General features: G+C 69.7%; 17 protein-coding genes. 11 read left to right on the plus strand and 6 right to left on the minus strand.

Features of this window, described 5'->3' with window-relative positions; genetic code table 11:
- Positions 1-5 precede the first annotated feature (5 nt).
- The gene (locus LC490_RS19615) at positions 6-1,076 is read right to left on the minus strand and encodes a CDP-glycerol glycerophosphotransferase family protein (protein ID WP_223621300.1); all 1,071 of its coding nucleotides are present in this window, start codon (positions 1,074-1,076) and stop codon (positions 6-8) included.
- 167 nt (positions 1,077-1,243) lie between these two features.
- On the opposite strand from LC490_RS19615, the gene LC490_RS19620 reads away from it, so the two are divergent.
- Entirely contained in the window at positions 1,244-2,068 is an 825-nt protein-coding gene (locus LC490_RS19620) for a glycosyltransferase family 2 protein (RefSeq protein WP_031372140.1), read from the plus strand.
- 11 nt (positions 2,069-2,079) lie between these two features.
- Here LC490_RS19620 and LC490_RS24605 read toward each other — a convergent pair whose 3' ends face one another.
- The 5 genes from LC490_RS24605 to def form a co-directional block, all read right to left on the minus strand.
- Complete coding sequence (locus LC490_RS24605) at positions 2,080-3,360, minus strand: O-antigen ligase family protein (protein ID WP_223621301.1); 1,281 nt, start codon at positions 3,358-3,360, stop codon at positions 2,080-2,082.
- Positions 3,361-3,363: 3 nt separating this feature from the next.
- On the minus strand, positions 3,364-5,118 hold the full coding sequence (locus LC490_RS19630; protein WP_223621302.1) for a glycosyltransferase family 39 protein: 1,755 nt from the start codon (positions 5,116-5,118) through the stop codon (positions 3,364-3,366).
- A 120-nt stretch (positions 5,119-5,238) separates the two neighbouring features.
- Positions 5,239-6,552: a 16S rRNA (cytosine(967)-C(5))-methyltransferase RsmB gene (rsmB, locus tag LC490_RS19635; protein WP_223621370.1), complete on the minus strand. Its 1,314-nt coding sequence runs from the start codon at positions 6,550-6,552 to the stop codon at positions 5,239-5,241.
- Positions 6,553-6,596: 44 nt separating this feature from the next.
- A complete protein-coding gene (gene fmt / locus LC490_RS19640; protein WP_223621303.1) occupies positions 6,597-7,520 on the minus strand; it encodes a methionyl-tRNA formyltransferase in 924 nt (307 codons plus the stop codon).
- A 159-nt stretch (positions 7,521-7,679) separates the two neighbouring features.
- The gene (gene def / locus LC490_RS19645; protein WP_223621304.1) at positions 7,680-8,192 is read right to left on the minus strand and encodes a peptide deformylase; all 513 of its coding nucleotides are present in this window, start codon (positions 8,190-8,192) and stop codon (positions 7,680-7,682) included.
- 158 nt (positions 8,193-8,350) lie between these two features.
- On the opposite strand from def, the gene LC490_RS19650 reads away from it, so the two are divergent.
- The 10 genes from LC490_RS19650 to LC490_RS19700 all read left to right on the plus strand — a co-directional run bounded on the left by LC490_RS19650 (position 8,351) and on the right by LC490_RS19700 (position 19,809).
- Complete coding sequence (locus tag LC490_RS19650) at positions 8,351-9,502, plus strand: LysM domain-containing protein (protein WP_031372134.1); 1,152 nt, start codon at positions 8,351-8,353, stop codon at positions 9,500-9,502.
- Between the two features lie 101 nt (positions 9,503-9,603).
- Positions 9,604-10,794, plus strand: a complete 1,191-nt coding sequence (dprA, locus tag LC490_RS19655; protein ID WP_223621305.1) for a DNA-processing protein DprA — start codon at positions 9,604-9,606, stop codon at positions 10,792-10,794.
- 101 nt (positions 10,795-10,895) lie between these two features.
- Complete coding sequence (locus tag LC490_RS19660) at positions 10,896-11,384, plus strand: DUF494 family protein (RefSeq protein ID WP_031372132.1); 489 nt, start codon at positions 10,896-10,898, stop codon at positions 11,382-11,384.
- A 261-nt stretch (positions 11,385-11,645) separates the two neighbouring features.
- Complete coding sequence (locus LC490_RS24520; protein WP_305067587.1) at positions 11,646-12,413, plus strand: pilin; 768 nt, start codon at positions 11,646-11,648, stop codon at positions 12,411-12,413.
- Between the two features lie 74 nt (positions 12,414-12,487).
- Positions 12,488-13,528, plus strand: a complete 1,041-nt coding sequence (locus tag LC490_RS19675) for an RDD family protein (protein WP_223621306.1) — start codon at positions 12,488-12,490, stop codon at positions 13,526-13,528.
- 239 nt (positions 13,529-13,767) lie between these two features.
- Complete coding sequence (locus LC490_RS19680; protein WP_031372129.1) at positions 13,768-16,296, plus strand: DNA topoisomerase I; 2,529 nt, start codon at positions 13,768-13,770, stop codon at positions 16,294-16,296.
- Between the two features lie 215 nt (positions 16,297-16,511).
- The gene (locus tag LC490_RS19685; RefSeq protein ID WP_223621307.1) at positions 16,512-17,513 is read left to right on the plus strand and encodes a lytic polysaccharide monooxygenase; all 1,002 of its coding nucleotides are present in this window, start codon (positions 16,512-16,514) and stop codon (positions 17,511-17,513) included.
- Between the two features lie 131 nt (positions 17,514-17,644).
- A complete protein-coding gene (locus LC490_RS19690; protein ID WP_223621308.1) occupies positions 17,645-18,211 on the plus strand; it encodes a Sua5/YciO/YrdC/YwlC family protein in 567 nt (188 codons plus the stop codon).
- A 159-nt stretch (positions 18,212-18,370) separates the two neighbouring features.
- A complete protein-coding gene (locus LC490_RS19695; protein WP_031372126.1) occupies positions 18,371-19,147 on the plus strand; it encodes a DUF4124 domain-containing protein in 777 nt (258 codons plus the stop codon).
- A complete protein-coding gene (locus tag LC490_RS19700; RefSeq protein ID WP_223621309.1) occupies positions 19,147-19,809 on the plus strand; it encodes a DUF4124 domain-containing protein in 663 nt (220 codons plus the stop codon). The genes LC490_RS19695 and LC490_RS19700 overlap by 1 nt, the downstream gene beginning before the upstream one ends.
- The last annotated feature ends 451 nt before the right edge of the window (positions 19,810-20,260 follow it).

Consider the following 20,260-nt stretch of genomic DNA (forward strand, 5'->3'; position numbering starts at 1 on the left):
ATCGCTCAGGCGCCGCGCCCCCAGTAACCCAGTTCGCGGCGGATCTGCAGGCCGCGCAGCAGCGACGACCACGGCTTGCGCTGCAGACGGCCGAGACGGCCTGCGAGCAGGTCCTCGGTCGCGGCGATCACGCGCTGCGAGGAGCGCCCGTCGCGATAGGGATGGATCGCATCGGCATAGGCGTCGATCGCCGCCTGCAACTCCGGGCTCGGCGCGAACGCCTGCTCGAGTTTCGCCGCCAGCGCCGTCGGATCGTCGAAATCGATCATGTGCGGCTTCGGCGCGCGGTTGCGGAAGGTCACCACCGGTTTGCGCTGGACGACGAACTCCGACACCACCGAGGTCGTGTCGGCGACCAGCACGTCGGCCGCGCGTTGCGCCGAGATCAGGTCTTCGGTCTCGACGAAGGTCGCGTTCGCGCCGGCCAGCGCGCGATAACGCTCGAACAGCTCCGGCGCGCACTTGGGATGCAGGGTCAACAGCCAATAGCGCTCGCCCGTGGCGATCTGCGCGGCGATCGCCTCCAGCAGGTGCGGCGCGGCGCTGAGGCGCTCGGTGAAGGTCGAGGCGAACAACACGGTCTGGCGGCGGCCGGCGAGACGGCGCCATTTCGCCGCGCCGCCGTCGTCGTCGCCGAACAAGGGATCGAGCTTGGGCCAGCCGGTCTCGACCACGGCGAAATGCCCGGCTTGCGCGGCCAGGGCGCGGAACGGCGCGGTCGTCGCCGGGCCTTGCGTGCAATACAGGTCGAACAGGCCGCGTACGCGGAAATGGCCGCGCGCGTCTTCGCGTTTCTCGACGTTGAAGCCGTGGAACAACTGCACCTTGGCGCCGGCGACGAAGGGCGGCACCCAGTTCGCGGCGCTGAACGCCGCGCGCGGCTTCAGCGCGACCGCGGCGCGCAGGCCTTCGCGCCCGGGCGCGAGCATGCGCACCGGCGCCGGCAGCGTCGAAGCCGCGGCGCCATCGGCGAACCAGGCGTGGGCGGTGTGCCCGGCCGCATGCAGCGCATCGGCCAGCGGCCGCAGGATCGGCAAGGCGTAGCGCTCGGTCGCGAACAGCAGGTAATCGGACATGGGGGTGGAGTCGGGGCGGGGGGCGGGGCGAGAAGTGAGTTTAGAGGAGTGAGCAGTGAGTGAGAGCCCCAGCCGCCGCGGCTCCCGCTTTCACTCGCTCCTCACTCCTCCAAACTCGCTACTGGCTCTATGCTGTCGATCCAGCCGCCCGGACCGCCGCCATCGACATGCACTCGCCCGTCGCCGAACGACCGCGCCTGTCGGCCTGCATCATCGCGTTCAACGAAGCCGACCGTATCGGCGACTGCATCGCCTCGCTGGCGTTCTGCGACGAAATCGTCGTGGTCGATTCCTATTCCACCGACGCTACCGCGGCGATCGCGCAGGCCGCCGGCGCGCGCGTGCTGCAACGCGCCTTCGACGGTTTCCGCAGCCAGAAGCATTACGCGGTGGAACAGGCCGCGCACGACTGGGTGCTGTGCCTGGACGCCGACGAGCGCGTCGACGCGCGGCTGCGCGCTTCGATCGAGGCGGCGCGCGCGCGAGGTTTCGACGACGCCGCCGGCTACCGCTTCGCGCGCCTGTCGGAGTATTTCGGCAAGTTCCTGCGCCACGGCAACGCCTATCCGGACCGGGTCCTGCGCCTGTTCGACCGCCGCCGCGGCGGCTGGCGCGGCCAGCGCGAGATCCACGAAGCGGCCAGCGTCGACGGCGCCGTGGCGACGCTCGCCGGCGACCTGATCCACTACCCCTACCGCTCGCTCGAACAGCAACTCAGCAAGACCGAGCGCTATGCGCGGATGATGGCCGAGCACGAGCATGCGCGCGGCAAGCGCGCGAGCCTGAGCAAACTGGTGCTGGCGCCGGCATGGCGGTTCTGGCGCGGCTACGTGCTGCGCGCCGGCTTCCTCGACGGCTGGCACGGCCTGGTCTACGCCTATGTGCGCGCCAATTACGTACGCCAGAAGACCATCATGCTGTGGATGCTCGAACGCGGCCAAGCGCTGACCACGCCGCCGCGCCAGGACGACGACGGTACGCCGCGCGCCTGAGCGCGGCTCGCTTACGGTCCGCCGTCGTCGCTGCGCGCCTCGCGCAGGCTGAAGCCGTACAACAGGCCGACCGCCACCGCATAGAACGACGCGACCAGTTGGTGCGCGAACATCGACTGGGTCAGGCCGCTGGCGATGTAGACCAGCACCAGCACGAATCCGCCGAGCGCGCTGCTGCGCGAGCGCCCGGCCGGCAGCGCGCGCAACCGCCGGGCGAACAGCACCAGGGGCAATAAATACACCGCCAGGATCGCGAGCAGGCCCGGCAGGCCCATGGTCGCGGCCCACTCGGGCACGTCGCTGTGGGCATGGCTGAGCCGGCAGAAACCGACCCGTGCCGCCGGCGGACGGCATTCCGGCAAGGCGCTCACGGCGCGGCCGAAACTGCCGACGCCGATGCCGTCGAGCGGATGCTCGACGAAGGTCTGCCCGGCCAGGGACAACAGACTCAGGCGCGCGCCGAGCGAGGAGGCGCTGTCGCCCTCGCGGAGCCGGTGGACGTCCGAGCGCAGTTCCTCGATGCGGGTCTGCTCGGCCAGCGGGCCGATCCACAACGCCGCGACCGCGCCCAATGCCAAGGTCGCCAACACCGCCCACGAGACCCGGCGCGCACGGCCGCCGCTGACCAGCAAACCGATCAGCAGCACGATCAACACGCCCGGCCAGGTGCCGCGGCTGCCGCTCAGGGCGACGGTCACCACGCCGAGCGCGCAGGCCGCGGTGGTCCACAGCAACTCGCCGGAAGGCCGGCAGAACACCGCCAGCACGATCAGGGCGATCACCGCTTCGGCGTAGACGATGGCGTTCGCGGTCCAGCCGGCGGCGCGGTCCATGCCGGTGCCGACCTGATAGACCGCCACCGCGAAGGCGCCGGCCAGGCCGACCAGGGCGCCGGCCCACAGCCAGCGCCGCGACGGCCGGTAGGCATAGGCCATCAGGGCGAAGAACGGCAGGGTCAGCAGGCGCAGGCGGTTGTCGGCCTCGCGCCAGCGCACGTCGTGGAGAAAGGTCGAAACCGCCACGATCACCGCCACCGCGACCGCCATCAGCAGCAGCGGGCGCAACGCGCCGCCGATCTCGCGGTAACCCTGGGCGATCCGGCCCGGCGCCATCAGGAACGCGGCCAGCGCCAGCGCGGTGAACGGCAGCAGCCCCCACGGCGTGGAGATCAACAGCGCCGGCAGGCAGAACAGGGCGATCTCGAACGTGCGGCGGGCCAGGGCCAAGCGGCGCGGTTCGCCCGCGAGGGCCTCGGGGCGGAAAGAAACGTCGGGTACTTGCGGTTGGGGCACGGATCAGTCCGTATCGTCTTCATGTGGCCGCAGCGGCGGTGCGGCGGGACAGGTTTCGCGCGCAGCGTACGGCACCAGCCACCAGATGCGGCGATTGGAGCGTCCGCCTATTTCGGCGCGGTTGCGGTCCACGCAGGCCGGCAGCGCCGGATCCTGCACCAACAACCAGCGCGTCCGCGGCGCCTGGGCTTGCCAGGCCAGGCCTTGTTTCAATTGTTCCGGCCACCGCATCTTGAAGCCGAAGGTCGTGGTGCGCGACTGCGCCCGCAACAGATTCTGCTCTTTCCAGGCGACCAGGCCGAGCTCGGCCTCGGGGCCGATGCGCGCGGCGACCTTGCTCATCACCCCGCGCGCCGACGAGGAATCGTTGAGCACCGGCGCGACCAGCACGCCGTTCAATACCCACAGCCCGCACAGGGTCGCGGCCATGCCGAGGATGGGCCGGCGCGGCCCGGCCCACAGCAGGGCGGCCAGGCCCCAGCAAGCGATCGCCAACACGCCCGCGGCGAGTCCGCGCGCGCCGTCGGTGAAATCGCGCTCGGCGATCAGCTTGCGCTCGAAACCCGGGTTGCCGAACCACATCGACAAGCCCACGCCGAGCAAGGCCAGGACGATCAGCGCGGCGAAGGCGAAGCCGATCCGGCGCGGCCAGGTCCGGCGCAGGATGCCCGGCAACAGCGGCGCGAACATCAGGCAGGCCATCGGCAACGCCGGCAGGATGTAGACGTCGCGTTTGCCCTGTGGGATCGAGAAGAACACGATCACCAGCAGCCACCAGGCCAGCGGCAGCACATAGCGCGGATCGAGCCGGGCCAGGCGCCGGCGCCATGCCGGCAACGCCCAGGGCAAGGCGAACATCAACGGCAGCCACATCGAGAACATCACCCCGAAGTGATACCCGACCGGTTTGTGATGGTCCCAGGATCTGGAGTAGCGCACGGCGGTCTGGCGCAGCAGCAAGTCGTCGAGATAACCGCGGTAGGCGGGATCGGGATGGGTCAAGACCACCGCCGCCATCGGCGCGATCCACAACGCGACCGCGAACGCGAACGCGAGCGGCCCGAGCCAGAAGTAGCCGCGGCCGATGCCGGCGCGCACCGGCATCTCGACCCAGGCCAGGGCGCGATGCGCCGCACCGCCCGGCGCCAGCGCGGCACGCAACGGCCGCAGCGCCGCCGCGAGCGCCAGCGGCGCCAGCATCAACAAGGCGAGCGCGCCGACGCCCTTGGTGATGGTGCCCATGCCGGCGGCGAACCACGCCAGCACCCACCAGCGCCAGGACGGGCCGGTCAGCAGATGCCGCAACAGACCGTAGTTGGCCAAGGTGATCCAGAACACCACCAGCGGATCGATCTGCGCCTTCTTCGACTGATAGACGAAGTGCACGGTCAGCAGCAGCGCCCAGCCGGCGTAATAACCGATCCGCGGCGTCCATAGGCGCCGGCCGAGATCGACCACGCACCACAAGGTGCCCAGCGCGGCGAGCAGCGAAGGCAGCAGGAAGGCGACGCGCCACTGGCCGGTGGCCAGATAGGCCAGCGCCTGCATCCACATGAAAAACGGCGGCTTGTCCGAGTACAACTCGCCGCCGCGATGCGGGAACAGCCACTGGCCGCTCTCGACCATCTGCATGGCGACCAGGGCGAAACGCGGTTCGTCGGCGGGCCAGGGATCGCGCAGGCCCAGACCGGCCCCGAGCACCAGCCAGGCGACTATCCAGAACAACCAGGCAGGGTGGGAACGGGCGCTTTTGAACATGCGCGGGCCTTTGAACGTGCGCAGATCATAAGCGGCGGCCCGCATCAGGTGGAAAGGCCGGCCCTTGAATCTGGGCCTGCGCTCACCCTTGCCCTCACTCTTGCGCCCTCACTCTTGGGCTCAAGCCTCGCGGCGCAGACGGGCGTAGAAGAAGCCGTCGCCGCCGCCCTCGCCCGGCAGCCGCTGGCGGCCGACTTCGCGGTCGTGGCCGAACTGCGCCGGCAAGGCCTCGGCGCGCGCATCGGCGGTGCGCACCAGGAATTCGCGCACTTGGCGCTCGTTCTCTTCGGTCAGGATCGAGCAGGTCGCATACAACAGCACGCCGCCCGGGGCGACGGTCTGCCAAAGCGCATCGAGCAGGCGCGCCTGCAGCAGCATCAAGGCGGCGATGTCGGATTCGCGCCGGTGCAGGACCACGTCGGGCTGGCGGCGGACGATGCCGGTCGCCGAACACGGCGCATCCAGCAGCACCGCATCGAAGGGCGTGCCGTCCCACCAGGCCTGCAGGTCGGCGGCGTCGGCCACGCGCAGTTCGGCGCGCTCGGCCAGGCCCAGACGGACCAGGCCGCTACGCACCCGTTGCAGGCGCGCCGCATCGACGTCGAGCGCGGTCAGGCGCAGGGCTGCGTCGCGTTCGAGCAGATGCGCGCTCTTGCCGCCGGGCGCGGCACAGGCATCGAGCACGCGCGTACCGGGTGCGGCCGCGATCGCATCGGCGACCAATTGCGCGGAGGCATCCTGGATCGACACCGCGCCGTCGGCGAACCCGGGCAGCGAGGCGATCGCCGCCGAGCCTTGCAGACGCAGCGCATCGGGCAGTCCGTCGACCACCTCGGCTTCGATACTGGCCTCGACGAGCCGTTCGCGATAAGCCTCGCGGGTGCCGCGGCGCGCATTGACGCGCAACCACATCGGCGCCGGCACCGCGCTTTCGGCCAGGATCGCGTCGTAGTGTTCGGGCCAGTCGCGGCGCAGACGCCCGCGCAACCAACTCGGCCAGTGCGAATGCCTGGGGTCGACCGCCGGCAGGCCTTCGCGCTGGGCGCGACGCAGCAGCGCATTGACCATGCCGGCCTGGTGCGGATAGCCGAGGCCGCGCGCGGCCTCGACGGTGGAATCGAGTGCGGCGTGCGCGGGCAATTGCAACGGATCGAGCTGGGCCAGGCCGACGTAGAGCAGCGCGCGCAATTCGCCGTCGCGACGGGTCAGCGGCCGCGCCATCCAGGCGGCGAGCGCGCCCTCGTAGCGCAACGGCTGGCGCAACACGGCGAAGCAGATCGCCTCGACCAGGGCGCGGTCGCGCGGGTCGGGCAAGCCCGGCAGCGCGGTCGCCAATTCGGCCTTGAGCGAACGGCCGCGGTGCATCACCGCGTCGAGCACGCGCGCGGCGATCGCGCGCGGCCGGCTGCCGCCGTGCAGGCTGGCGTTGTGCATGCCGCCATGCGGGCCGTCGGAACCGGTGCGCCGGTCGGACATGCTCAGCGGGCGACGGCGAGGTCGCGCCGGCCGTTCAAATAATCCGCGGCGGTGATCGCCTTGCCGCCGTCGCGTTGCAGCACGCGGATGCGCAAGGCGCCTTCGCCGCAGGCGATGTCGATGCCCTCGCGCCCGGCCAGCAAGACCGTGCCGGGCTCGGCGTCATGCGCCAACGGCAGCGCGATCGCGCCGTGCACGCGCACGCGTTCGCCGGCGATCGTCGCATCGGCCATCGGCCAGGGATTGAAGGCGCGCACCTTGTTCGCCAAGGCCGGCGCCGGCTGCGCCCAATCCAGGCGCGCCTCGGCCTTGTCGAGCTTGTGCGCATAGCTCACGCCTTGTTGCGGCTGCGGCTGCGCGACCGGGCGCATGCCGGCGCGCAACAGGCCCAGACCGTCGGCCAGCACCTGCGCGCCGAGCGCGGCCAGGCGATCGTGCAACTGCCCGCCGGTCTCGGCCTCGCCGATCGCCAGCGATTGCGACAGCAGCACCGGGCCGGTGTCCAGGCCCTTTTCCATCTGCATCAGGCACACGCCGCTGTCGCGGTCGCCGGCCTCGATCGCGCGCTGGATCGGCGCGGCGCCGCGCCAGCGCGGCAACAACGAGGCATGCACGTTCCAGCAACCGTAGGTCGGGATGTCGAGCACCGACTGCGGCAGGATCAGGCCGTAGGCCACCACCACCATCAGGTCGGGCTGCAGTTCGCGCAGCGCCTCGCGCGCAGCGGCGCTCTTGAAATTCTCGGGCTGCATCACCGGCAGGCCGCGCAACAAGGCTTCGCGCTTGACCGGCGACAGCGCCAGCTCGCGTCCGCGCCCGGCAGGACGATCGGGCTGGGTGTAGACGGCCACGACCTCGTTGCGCTGCGCGGCGGCGCGCAGGCTCGGTACGGCGAAGTCGGGGGTACCGGCGAATACGATGCGCATAGGTTCGGGAATGAGATCGAGTGGGGGCGTCGGCGCGCATCATCGCGCCTGGACCAACGCTGCAAGCACAAGCCTACAGAAACGAACAACGGGAGCCGGAAACCCGCGCGCGCCACACGGCGCCGCGCCGATTCCCCGCTCCCGTCGCGAGAGCCGGCCTCAGGCCGACTGGCGGCGCTGCTTGGCGAGCTTCTTGCGCACCATCTCGCGCTTGAGCGGCGAGAGGTAGTCGACGAACAGCTTGCCGTCGAGGTGATCCATCTCGTGCTGGATGCAGACCGCGAGCAGGCCGTCGGTGCTGAGTTCGAACACCGCGCCGTCGCGGCCGATCGCCTTGACGGTGATCTCGTTGGCGCGGGTCACGTCGGCGAAGATGCCGGGCACCGACAGGCAGCCTTCCTGGTAGACCTGCTCGCCGGATTTGGCGACGATCTCCGGGTTGACGAACACCAGCGGCTGATTCTTTTCTTCCGATACGTCGATGACCATGAAGCGCTGGTGCACGTCGACCTGGCTCGCGGCCAGGCCGATGCCGGGGCATTCGTACATGGTCTCGAACATGTCGTCGAGCAGCTTCTGGAACTGCGGCGAGGTCACGTGCGCGGCTTCGACCGGCACGGCCTTCGTCCGCAGACGGGGATCGGGGAATTCGAGGATTGGGAGCAGGGCCATGGCGTCGAAAATGGGGGCGTGGGTCACATACGCAAGCTTTGGTTGCATTGTAACCCCGTTATAGGCTGCAAAGGCCTGCTAACGTTCGCACCTTCTGGGCTATAGTCCGGGTGCCCGCAGAGGGCAAACCTGGAAGGGGAATCAGGTAGATGGCCGCCATGTTTAAACCGATCCGCGCGGTTCTCGCCGCCGCGTTGCTGACTGTTGCCACGTACGCCATTGCGGCGGAACTGCGTGGCGACCACCCCGACACCTACGTGGTGAAACGGGGCGACACCCTGTGGGACATCTCGGCTCGCTTCCTGAAGCGGCCGTGGCTGTGGCCGGAAATCTGGCAGGCCAACCCGCAGATCAAGAACCCGCACCTGATCTATCCGGGCGACGTGATCTCGCTGGCCTACCTCGACCGCGTCGCGGCCCAGGTCAAGCCGGGTCCGCGCCAGGAGGCCCCGATCAGCGGCATCCCGCTGTCGGACATCGAGCCGTTCCTGAAGAACCTTCGGGTCGTCGACGAGTTCGAGCAGATGCCCTACGTGGTCGGTCTTGAAGAGGACCGCCTGCGCGTCACCCAGGGTCAGGTCGCCTACATCAAGAACCTGCCGAACCAGACCCCGGGCACGCGTTACGCCGTGGTCCGCCCGACCCAGCGCTATACCCGCCTGGATCGCGTGGCCTGCTGCGACATCATGCGCGCCGCCGACCTGGACTTCCGCGGTCGCCGCACGGTCGACTTCGAGGCCATCTGGACCGACGTGGTCGTGCCGGATAAGGGCCGCGAGCTGCTCGGCTACGAGCTGATGCAGGTCTCGACCGGCACCGTCAGCCGCGGCGCCGAGAACGGGATGGAGGCCAGCACCCTGGTCATCGACGACACCGGCCGCGAGATCCGCGTCGGCGACCGTCTGATCCCGGTCGAAGCCCAGCCTTACGACCTGCAGTTCTTCCCGCACCCGCCCAAGGCCCAGTTCGACTACGGTCGCGCCCAGGTCCTGGCCGTGGCCGACCTGGTCAAGCACGGCGGCCCGCGCGACGTGATCGCCCTGTCGGTCGGTGCCCGCGACGGCGTCGACAACGGCACGGTGTTCTCGACCTGGCGGGTCGGCACCCGCGCCGTCGACCGGGTCAAGGTCGGTCCGGACCGCGATCCGACCCTGGTCGGCAAGGCCTCGCGCGTGCGCCTGCCGGACGAGTTTTCCGGTCACGTGATGGTCTTCCGCACCTTCGACAAGGTCAGCTACGGCCTGATCATGGACGGCGTGCGCCAGACCAAGGTCGGCTACGAGCTCAAGCATCCCGACTCGGCCTATTGATCGGTTTGTTTAATCACTGAGGAAAGGCCTGCGGGCTTTTCCTACAGCGATCCACGACGGCGCCTTCGGGCGCCGTCGTCGTTTGCAGGCTAGGCTGGTGCATGCCTTCGCCCCAGATCCAGTTGTCCGACGACGACCTCCACGCCCTGTTGACCCTCATCGCCGCCGGCGGCGCTAGCGCCTCCCGGCGGCAACTGCTCGAGCTCTACCCCAGTCCGGCCGCCGCCCTGGCGGCGGGGACCGGCCAGTGGCAGGCCGCCGGGCTCACCCCCAAACAGATCGACGCCCTGCGCGCCCCGGACGAGGAAGCCCTGACGCGGGCGCTCGACTGGCTGCACGCCCCGCGCCATCACCTGGTCGGCTGGCACGACCCCGACTACCCCGGCCTGCTGCGGCGCGCGCCGAATCCGCCGCTGGCGCTGTTCGTCGCCGGCGAACCCGCCCTGCTCTGGCATCCGGCCGTGGCCGTGGTCGGCAGCCGCTCGCCGACTCCGGCCGGGCGCGACAACGCCACCGACTTCGCCCGCGCCCTGGCGCGCTCGGGACTCGCAGTCGCCAGCGGCCTGGCGGCCGGGGTCGACACCGCCGCCCACCGCGCCGCACTCGACGCCGGCGGGGTCACCCTGGCCGTGCTCGGCACCGGCCCCGACATCGCCTATCCGCGCAACAACGCCGACCTGCATGCGCGCATCGCCGCCGAAGGCGCGTTGATCAGCGAGCACCTGCCGGGCACCCAGGCCAAGCCCGAGCACTTCCCGAGCCGCAACCGCATCCTCGCCGGGCTCAGCCTCGGCACCCTGGTGATCGAGGCGGCCGAGCGCTCCGGCGCCCTGATCACCGCGCGCCTGGCCAGCGAATGCGGGCGCGACGTGTTCGCCGTGCCCGGCTCGATCCACAACCCGCTCGCGCGCGGCTGCCATCGCCTGATCCGCGAGGGCGCCGGCCTGGTCGAGAGCGCGGGTGAAGTCGCCGCCGCCCTGGCCCCGCTCGCGGCCGAGTTAGCCGACGACTTGCGCCGTCGCCTGGGCATCCCCATCTCTGCCAGCCACGCGGCCGTCATGGAGGGCGATCACGATGGCGACGACCCGGCTCACGGAGTTAACGGCCGCCCGGATTTCGCAGATCCCGACTACCAGTCCTTGTGGGACGCCCTGGGCCACGACCCAACCGGTATGGATCAACTCGTCGAACGGACTGGATTGACGACCGCGGAACTGTCCTCCATGCTGCTGGTCATGGAGCTTGAGGGTCGCGTCGCGGCGCAGCACGGCCGTTACTTCCGCAACCGCTGAACCACGCCATCGCCGAGCGGTCCGACTGAGGCAAGTCGGCCGTCCGACGGTCAATCAGCAACTCCTACTCACCGCGCCGCATGCGGCGCAGGCCGAGGGAAATGAAAGAGAGCATCCTGGACGTCCTGCTGTACCTTTTCGAGCATTACTTCACCGACGATGCGGACCTTGTCCGCGACCGCGATTCGCTCCGCAGCGGCCCTTTGTTCGACGAATTGGGGCAGGCCGGGTTCAGCCCCGCCGAGATCAACAAAGCCTTCGAGTGGCTCGATGCGCTGGCCTTGCAGCGGCCGGCCGTCAGCCCGCCGCGCACCGGCGGTCCGACCCGGGTCTATTTCGGTCCCGAACTCGACAAGCTCGACGTCGAATGCCGCGGCTTCCTGCTGTTCCTGGAACAGCACGGCATCCTCGACGCCGGCCAGCGCGAGCTCGTGCTCGACCGGGCCATGGCGCTGGACCAGGACGAACTCGACCTGGACGACCTGAAATGGGTCGTGCTGATGGTCCTGTTCAACCAGCCCGGCTCCGAGGCGGCCTACGCCTGGATGGAAACCCAGATGTTCGCCGACGAACCCGAGCCGGTGCACTGACACCGGCATCGCGTCGCCGCACCGGCGACGCCCCCAAGCCGCGGCCCTGCTGCGGCGCGAGCCGGCATCGCCGCTCGCGACTCCCGATCGCTATCGCCGATCGCCAGGCCGATAAGCCGGCCGGCATGCTAGTTTCTTGCGTCCACCGCGCGCCTGGGGCGGCCGCGGGGGCATAGCCATGTCCGGCCGACGGCACCCTTGCGGAGCCCGACTGCGCCGGCGGCTCACTCACAAGGACGATCGCGAGATCAGGGGGACAGCATGACCAATTGGTATTACCACGACGCAGCCCAGGGCCGTGTCGGTCCGATCGACGCCGACGCCGTGCGCGGCCACTACCGCGAGGGCCGCATCCATCGCGACACCTTGCTGTGGCGCGAAGGCCTGCGCGAATGGCAGCCGCTCGAGCGCCTGTCGGGCGAACTCGGCCTGGACGATGACCTGCTGTCGTCGGCGCCGCGTCCGGTAGCGCCGCCGCCATTACCGCCGCAGACCCCGACCGCGTCGGGTCCGCCGCCGTACTCCACGCGCTCGGCACACTCGGCCAACCCGGCCGACGCCGCCGCCGCGCACTTCAACCAGCGCCAGGCGCCGCCGCCGCGGCGCGGCCTGTCGGGCTGCGCGATCGTCGCGATCGTGCTGGCCGTGCTCGCGATTCCGATGGTCGGCATCCTCGCCGCGATCGCCTTGCCGGCGTATCAGGACTACACGGTGCGGGCCAAGGTCACCGAAGCCATCAACGGCTCGGGCCAGTACAAGCTCCAGGTCGCCGAGTACGTGGCCGCCAACGAGGAATGCCCGGGCAACGACAGCAAGGGTTTCCAGCCCGCGGTCGCTTACGCCGGCCCGCGCGTGGCTTCGGTCAAGTTCGGCGAACTCGAAGGCTGCGGCATCGAAATCGAGCTGCGCGGCATCGGCAGCAAGGCCGACGGCCAGAAGATCTGGCTGGAACTCGACCCCTCCAGCGGCGAGTGGACCTGCAGCTCGGAGATCGAAGACCGCCTGCTGCCGCAGAGCTGCCGCGGCTGAAGCACCCGGGCGGCGATGCCGGCATCGCCGCCCGACCCAGTAGAACCGCCCCCTAGACAGGACCAAGATTCGCGATGAGCCAGTGGTACTACAGCGACAACGAGCGCAACCAGCACGGGCCGCTCGACGGCGCCGACATGGCCGCACGTCACCGCAGCGGCGAGCTGGGCCCCGACACCCTGGTCTGGCGCGACGGTTTGGCGCAGTGGCGTCCCTGGCGCGAACTCGCCCATGAACTGGTCGCCGAGCCCGGCTTCGCGGCCGAGCCCGAGCGTCCGCAGCAAGCCCAACCCGGCGCAGCGGCGGTTACAGCCGACAGCCCAGTCGCCGATCCCCAGGCCCACGCCGCGGCCAGCGTGCGCGCCGCGCCGGCGACGGCCGCGACCGCCCCTGCGGCGCCTGCCGCACCGGCCTACGACGGCAGCGGCGCAGCGGCCGAATCCGATTCGCCCTATGCCGCGCCGCGCGCAGGCGTCGCCGACGACACCACCGTCGTCCACGGCTTCGAGGTCGTCCATGTCGGCTTCTGGAAGCGCCTGGCCGCCTACATGATCGACTCGCTGCTGGTCGGCATCGCCTACTACGCCGTCAGCATGGTCCTGACCGTCGGTTTGATCGGGTTCGGCATGTCGTCGGCCTCGGGGCTGTCCTCGGCGACCTGGCTGGAGAACCCCGGCGTCGCCATCGCGGTGCTGATGGGCGTGGTCTACACCTGCATCGGCCTGATCAGCGCGGCCTATTACGTCGGCTTCGAGTCCTCGTCGATGCAGGCCACGCTCGGCAAGCTCGCGGTCGGGATCAAGGTCGTCGATGCCGAAGGCCGCCGCCTGACCCGGATGCGCGCGCTCGGCCGCTGGGCGTCGAGCCTGCTGTCCTACCTGAGCCTGTGCGTCGGCTTCCTGATGATCGCCTTCACCGACCGCAAGCGCGGCCTGCACGACATCCTGGCCAAGACCCAGGTGGTCGATCGCTGGGCCTACACCGGGCGTCCGGAGATGCAGCGCCGCGATCTGGGGCCGGTCGCGATCGTGGTGCTCGTACTGGGCGGCCTGCTATGGCTACTCTATGTCGGCGTCGTGCTCGCGATGGCGTTGCTACCGATGTTCGGGAACTGAGCCGCAACGCTCTGTAAGCTGAACAGGCTGTACGCCATCACGCCCTCTTCAAGTGTTTCAGTGCCAATTTATTGGCGTTTCCGGCAGGCCGCGCTTGACAGCTGCGGCCGGCTCATGATTCCACTAGAAAAAGGAAACCTGAACGCCCGCAGCCGAACGCTGCGGGCGTCGCCTTCTTAACCCCTGCCTCACGAGGCACCGCTGCCGTGCAGCGCCCGCACCGGGCCTGCGGAGTACCCATGGCCAAGAACCTCCTCATCGTCGAGTCGCCCGCCAAGGCCAAGACGATCAACAAGTACCTCGGCAAGGACTTTACCGTCCTGGCCTCCTACGGCCATGTCCGCGACCTGGTGCCCAAAGAGGGCGCGGTCGATCCCGACAACCACTTCGCGATGGACTACGCCGTCATCGAGAAGAACGAGAAACACGTAGACGCGATCGCCAAGGCCGCCAAGAGCGCCGACAACCTGTTCCTGGCGACCGACCCGGATCGCGAGGGCGAGGCGATCAGCTGGCACATCGGCGAGATCCTGCGCGAGCGCGGCCTGCTCGAAGGCAAGCCGCTGCAGCGCGTGGTGTTCACCGAAATCACTCCGCGCGCGATCAAGGAGGCGATGAGCCACCCGCGCGCCATCGCCAGCGACCTGGTCGATGCGCAGCAGGCGCGTCGCGCGCTCGACTACCTGGTCGGCTTCAACCTCTCGCCGGTGCTGTGGCGCAAGGTCCAGCGCGGCCTGTCGGCCGGCCGCGTGCAATCGCCGGCGCTGCGCATGATCGTCGAGCGCGAGGAAGAGATCGAAGCCTTCGTCGCCCGCGAGTACTGGAGCATCGAGGCCGAGTGCGCGCATCCGCAGCAGTCGTTCACCGCCAAGCTCAATAAATTCGACGGCAAGAAGTTCGAGCAGTTCACCATCACCGATGGCGAAACCGCCGAAAGCGCGCGTAAGCGGATCGTCGCGGCCGCCAACGGCGCCCTGCACGTTACCGACGTCACCAGCAAGGAACGCAAGCGCCGCCCGGCCGCGCCGTTCACCACCTCGACCCTGCAGCAGGAAGCCTCGCGCAAGCTCGGCTTCACCACCTCGCGCACCATGCGCGTGGCGCAGAAGCTGTACGAGGGCATGGCGCTCGGCGACGAGGGCACGGTCGGCCTGATCAGCTACATGCGTACCGACTCGGTCAGCCTGTCGCAGGAGGCCGTCGCCGAGATCCGCGACGTGATCGCCCGCGACTTCGGCACCAAGGCCCTGCCGGACAAGCCGAACACCTACCAGACCAAGTCCAAGAACGCGCAGGAAGCGCACGAAGCGATCCGCCCGACCTCGGCGCTGCGCACGCCATCGCAGGTCTCGCGCTTCCTCGACGACGACGGCCGCCGCCTGTACGAACTGATCTGGAAGCGCGCCGTGGCCTCGCAGATGGTGCCGGCCACGCTCAACACGGTCAGCGTCGATCTCGCCGCCGGCTCCGAGCACAGCTTCCGCGCCTCCGGCACGACCGTGATCGATCCAGGCTTCCTCGCCGTGTACGAGGAAGGCAAGGACGCCAAGGCCGCCGAGGACGAGGACGAAGGCCGCAAGCTGCCGCTGATGAAGACCGGCGACCGCATCCCGCTCGACCGCATCCACGCCGACCAGCACTTCACCGAGCCGCCGCCGCGCTTCTCGGAAGCCTCGCTGGTCAAGACGCTCGAGGAATACGGCATCGGCCGCCCCTCGACCTACGCCTCGATCATCCAGACCCTGCTGTTCCGCAAGTACGTCGAACTCGACAGCCGCCGCTTCCGTCCGACCGACGTCGGCCGCGCGGTGTCGAAGTTCCTGTCCGGCCACTTCACTCAGTACGTCGACTACGACTTCACCGCCAAGCTCGAGGACGAGCTCGATGCGGTGTCGCGCGGCGAGGAAGAGTGGGTGCCGCTGATGGAGCGCTTCTGGGGGCCGTTCAAGAAGCTCGTCGAAGAGAAGAAGGAATCGGTCGACCGCAGCGAAGCCACCGGCGCGCGCGAACTCGGCACCGACCCCAAGAGCGGCAAACCGGTCAGCGTGCGCCTGGGCCGCTACGGGCCGTATGCGCAGATCGGCACCGCCGAGGACGAGGACAAGCCGACCTTCGCGTCCCTGCGTCCCGGCCAGAGCATGCACACGATCTCGCTGGAGGAATCGCTCGAACTGTTCAAGCTGCCGCGCAAGCTCGGCCTGGACAAGGACGAGGAAGTCAGCGTCGGCGTCGGCCGCTTCGGCCCCTTCGCCAAGCGCGGCAGCGTGTACGCCTCGCTGAAGAAGGAAGACGACCCCTACACGATCGACCTGGCGCGCGCGGTGTTCCTGATCGAAGAGAAGGAAGAGATCGCCCGCAACCGCATCATCAAGGAGTTCGAGGGCAGCGACATCCAGGTCCTCAACGGCCGCTTCGGCCCCTACATCAGCGACGGCAAGCTCAACGGCCGCATCCCGAAGGATCGCGAGCCGGCCTCGCTGACCCTGGAGGAAGTGGTCAAGCTGATGGAAGAAACCGGCAAGCCGATGCGCGGCCGCTTCGGCAAGAAGGGCGCGGCGAAGAAGGAACCGGCCAAGAAGGCGGCCAAGAAGACCGCCGCGGCCAAGAAAGCGGTCGCCGAGAAGGCGCCGGCCGAGAAAGCCGTGAAGAAGGCCGCGACCAAGAAAGCGCCGGCCAAGAAAGCGGCGAAGAAAGCCGTCAAGAAGGTCGCCAAGAAGACCGCGACCAAGAAGGCGGCCAAGAAAGTCGTGAAGAAAGCGGTCGCCTGAGGCGACCGCACGGCGTGACGGAAAGCCCGCTTTCGGGCTTTCCGCCGCCGTTCCATGCGCCGGCGTCTCCTCGCATGGCGACCGCACGCACAGATTCGCGCCGAAGCGCCGTCTAGGATCGTGCGCATTCAAGACGCGATCGAAATCGCGCTGATCGATGGACGACCGAAGTTGTTGGGGGGTGTCTTTCACCTATCCCGACGACAGGAGTCGCCATGAACCGCATTGCCCGTACCTCTCTCCTCGTATCCGGCGCCGCCTTGTGCGCAGCGCTGTCGCCCGTGTCCGCCGTCTGGGCGCACGGCACCTTCGTCAATCCGCAAAGCCGGATCTACAAGTGCTATCTCGGCAATAAAGAGAACCCGGCCGACCCGGCCTGCCGCGCCGCCTGGGCGGTCGCCGGACCGCAGCTGTTCTACGACTGGAACGGCATCAACCAGGCCAACGCCAACAGCAACCACCAGGCGGTGGTGCCCAACGGCAAGCTGTGCAGCGGCGGCAACCCGACCTTCCGCGGCCTCGACGTGCTGCGCAGCGACTGGCAGGCCACCACGCTGCGTTCCGGCGCCAGCCACACCTTCACCTTCTATGCGACCGCACCGCACGCGACCAAGGAATGGACGTTCTATGTCACGCCGCAGGGCTGGAACCCGAGCACCGCGCTGCAGTGGAGCAGCATGCAGCAGTTCTGCAAGAGCGCGAAGGTGCCGCTGTCGAGCGGCAACAACTACCACATCACCTGCACCCTGCCGAACCGCACCGGCCGCCACGTGATCTACAACACCTGGCAGCGCTCGGACTCGACCGAAGCTTTCTACACCTGCATGGACGTCAACTTCAGCAACGCGCTGGCCGAGCGCAACTCGGCCTGGCGCGATGCCGGCAACCTCAACGTCGCCAACGACTATCCGGTCGGCACCACGGTCACCTTGCGCGTGTTCAACGCCGACGGTTCCGACGCCGAGAAGGTCGAGACCGTGCTGCGCGCCGGCGAGACCTCGGTGATCGACTGGCCGCGCCGGGTCGGCGACGAGGTCAACGCGCGTTCGCGTTTCGCCCGCATCGGCGAGAAGCGCGGCGCCGAGCTGATCCAGGCCAAGTCCGGCAGCGCCGGCAACCACGTCTGGCTGACCGGCAACCGCTCTTACGCCTTCGACGTGCGCCTGCCCGAGTCGGCCCAACCCTACGCCGACGAACACGCCCACCACGGCCACTGATCCGTCCGCTCGAACGGACGGAAGCTTTGCGGTCGTCGTGGCTTGAACGGCCCGGCCGCCTGCGAGGCCGCTCCCTGGAGCGGCCTCGCGCGTGCATGCGACACTCGCGGTTGCCACCGCCCGGAGCCGTCATGCCCGCCCCTGCCCTGTCCATCGCCGATGCCGCCGCCGCGCTCGCACGCGGTGGCGTCGTGGTGTACCCGACCGAAGCGGTCTGGGGCATCGGTTGCGATCCGCGCGACGAAGCCGCGGTGCATCGCCTGCTGACGATCAAGCGGCGGCCGGTCGACAAGGGGGTGATCCTGATCGCCGCGTCGATCGCCCAACTCAATGCCTGGGTCGACTGGGACGCCCTGCCGGCGCCGCGCCGCGAAGCCGTGCTCGCCAGTTGGCCGGGGCCGCATACCTGGGCGGTGCCGGCGACCGCGGCGCTGCCGTCGTGGATCAGCGGAGCCCATCGCAGCGTCGCGGTGCGGGTGACCGCGCACCCGCAGGCGCGTGCCCTGTGCGAGGCCTTCGGCCACGCCCTGGTCTCGACCAGCGCCAACCTCGCCGGCCATCCGCCGGCGTTCCGCCGCGGCGAACTCGACCCGGCCCTGCTCGCGCTCAGCGACGGCGTCTGCGAGGGCGAGACCGGCGGCCTGGCCGCGCCGACCGCGATCCGGGTGGCGCTCAGCGGCGAGGTCGTGCGGGGCTGAACATGCGCAGCTGACCGTGCACGGCTGAACTGGCACCGGCCCGTGCCCCGGCCGCGTCCCGCTCCGCTGCCGAACGCCTCGCCATCGGGTACTCACCACACGCCAGCTCGGCCGCGGATTCGACTTTCCCGTAACGCAGCGGAAGCGCAAGATGCGCGCATGTCCCGTGCCCGCCGCCTCCGCCTCGTACCGGCCGCGCTCTTGTCCAGCGTGCTCGCCGCCTGGCTGTGCGGCGGCGCGCTGTCCGGCAGCGCCCATGCCGCCGAGGTATTGATCTACCGCTGCACCGACGAGCGCGGCCACATCAGCCTGCGCGATACGCCGTGCACCGGCGGCCAGCGTCAGCAGACGATGACCATGATGCGGCCGGTCGACCCGCCGCCGCGCCCGCTCGACACCGCCGTCGCCGCACCGGCGCCGGTCGCCTCCGAACGCCGGCCGCAGCGCTTGATCGTGCACACGCCGCAGCCGATGTACGAATGCGTCCGCCCGGACGGCAGCAGCTACACCAGCAACAACGGCGACGGCAATCCGCGCATGATGCCGATCGTCGACCTGGGCTACGGCGTGCCGGTCTATAACAACCGCACCTCGCTCGGCGGCCGCATCGGTGCGCCGACCCCGCGCCTGGGCGATCCGAGCGCGCGCATCGCCATCGCCGGCCGCCACGGCAACGTCGCCTACGCCGGCACCGCGCGCTCCGGCGGCTATTATTCCGGCGGCTACGATTACGGTTACGGTGTCTACTACGGCAGCCAGCTGGTGCGCGACGAATGCCAGCAACTGCCGCAGCAGGAAGTCTGCAGCCGTCTGCGCGACCGCCGCTACGAAGGCGACCGCCGCTACAACAGCGCGCTGCAGAGCGAGCGCGCCCAGATCACCCAAGAACAGCGCGGCATCGATGCGCGCCTGAACGCCGATTGCGGAGCTTACTGATGCGTGTGTGGTGGTGCTTGTCCGTCCTGTTGCTGGCCTGCGCCGGCGTTTCCGCCCAGCCCGGCAAGGTCGTGATCTACCGCTGCACCGACGCCCTCGGCCAGTTGACCGTGCAGAACAACACGCCGTGCCCGAAAGGCAGCACGCAGGACAAGCGCGTGATCGATTCGGCGCCGTCGAGCGCGGCGCCGCCGTTGTTCATCACCTCGCCGGTGCCGCCGATCGCACCGGCCAACGCCCCGCCGCCGCACCCGCCGGTGTCCTCGCAACTGCCTTCGGTCAGCCGGCCGCCGGCGGCCAAGCCGGCCGCCCCCAAATCCACCATCGCCGACGGCGACCGCCTGCCGCCGCCGGTGCTGTTCGAATGCCGCACCTACGATAACGGCCGCTACCTCAGCGACGACGGCCGTCCGCCGCAGCGCTGTGCGGCGCTGCAGACCACCGGCCTGGGCACCACCGCCTCCGGCGCCGGCGTGGCCTGCCAGATGGTCGACGACCAATGCCAGCGCCTGCCCGACGAAGCGCTGTGCGAAAACTGGAAGCAGCGCCTGCGCGAAGCCGAATCGGCTTTGCGTTTCGGTCGCAGCGACAGCCGCGACGCCTCCGCCGCCGAAGTCGCGCGCATCCAGCGCATCGTCACCGAGAGCACCTGCGGCCGCTGAGCCGCGCCGGCCGAGCTGCACCGGCATCGCCTGATCGCCGACACAGCGCACATAAACGCGATCGGATCTGTCCGGCCGCGCACCGCAGGCGCGTTCCTATAGCTGGAGCCGCCGCAGCGAGGACGGCCCCGCCTCGTCGAGGGACACGACGCGCTGGACCACGGTGGACGACGCCAAGCACGGGCCGGCATCCCACTCGAACGGACATGCGAACTCGTTCGCGCGCTCGGCCATCGACACGCCGAGTGCGCCGAGCGCACCCACGCGTCGATCGCAGCCTCTTTGGCGCAAGCGTCGTACGCGATCGCCCGCCGCGGCCAGGCCCTGGCCGCCGCACGCATGCCGCTAGTCCACATCAGCAATCGCCGAGGCATCGGCGCGCCATCGCGCGCCACCCACGGCCCGAAGCCCGCCGCCGCGGCGACGGACACGCGGCGTCCTGCGCCTTCGC

This window comes from Lysobacter sp. ESA13C, assembly GCF_019970005.1.
Classification (GTDB): Bacteria; Pseudomonadota; Gammaproteobacteria; order Xanthomonadales; family Xanthomonadaceae; genus Lysobacter; species Lysobacter antibioticus_B.